General features: G+C 67.8%; 2 pseudogenes. One reads left to right on the plus strand and one right to left on the minus strand.

The window, feature by feature from the left end:
- Window positions 1-480, plus strand: a pseudogene (locus A5625_RS23540) (VWA domain-containing protein); the annotation flags it as partial.
- Between the two features lie 4 nt (window positions 481-484).
- Here A5625_RS23540 and A5625_RS23545 read toward each other — a convergent pair.
- Window positions 485-755 (minus strand): annotated as a pseudogene (locus A5625_RS23545) (hypothetical protein); the annotation flags it as partial.

Below are 755 nucleotides of genomic sequence, written 5' to 3' on the forward strand. Positions count from 1 at the left end.
ACCGGCGAAGCCATCTTCACCGCTCTGCACGCGATCAGTGCCACCGCGGTCGCCGGGGGCGACAATCCGCCGCCGGCCCGCATCGTGCTGCTCTCCGACGGCGGCGAGAACAAGCCCTCCAATCCCGGCGATCCGCATGATGGCGTCTACACCGCGGCGCGGCTGGCCAAGGACGAGGGCGTGCAGATCTCGACGATCTCGTTCGGCACCCCGTACGGCACCGTCGACTACGAGGGCGCCACCATCCCCGTTCCGGTGGATGACCAGACCCTGCAGAAGATCTGCGAGATCACCGAGGGCCAGTCGTTTCACGCCGACAGCCTGGACTCGCTGAAGAACGTGTACTCGACGCTGCAGCGCCAGATCGGCTACGAGACCGTCAAGGGCGACGCGAGCATGGCCTGGATGTTGCTCGGCGCCTTCGTCATGGCCGGCGCCATCTTGGCCGGCCTGCTGCTCAACCGCAGGCTGCCCGCCTGAGTCGTCAGCTGGGCAGCCGCCGGTTGATCAGCAGGGCCAGCGCCGTCGCGATCAGTGCGGTCAGGACGCCCAGGCGCAGCCAGCCGGAGCTGCCCGGTCCGGGCACCGTGCGGTAGCCGATCTCGTTCTCGATGGCGTTGTAGCTCTTCTCCAGCTCGCCGAGGTTGGTGGCGGTGTAGGACTGCCCGCCGGACAGCTTGGCGACCGTCTTCATCTGGTCGGTCGAGACCGGGACCGCGATCCGGTGCCCGTCCATCTCGATTTCACCGCCCTTG

It is taken from the genome of Mycobacterium sp. 1465703.0, assembly GCF_001672975.1.
GTDB lineage: Bacteria > Actinomycetota > Actinomycetes > Mycobacteriales > Mycobacteriaceae > Mycobacterium.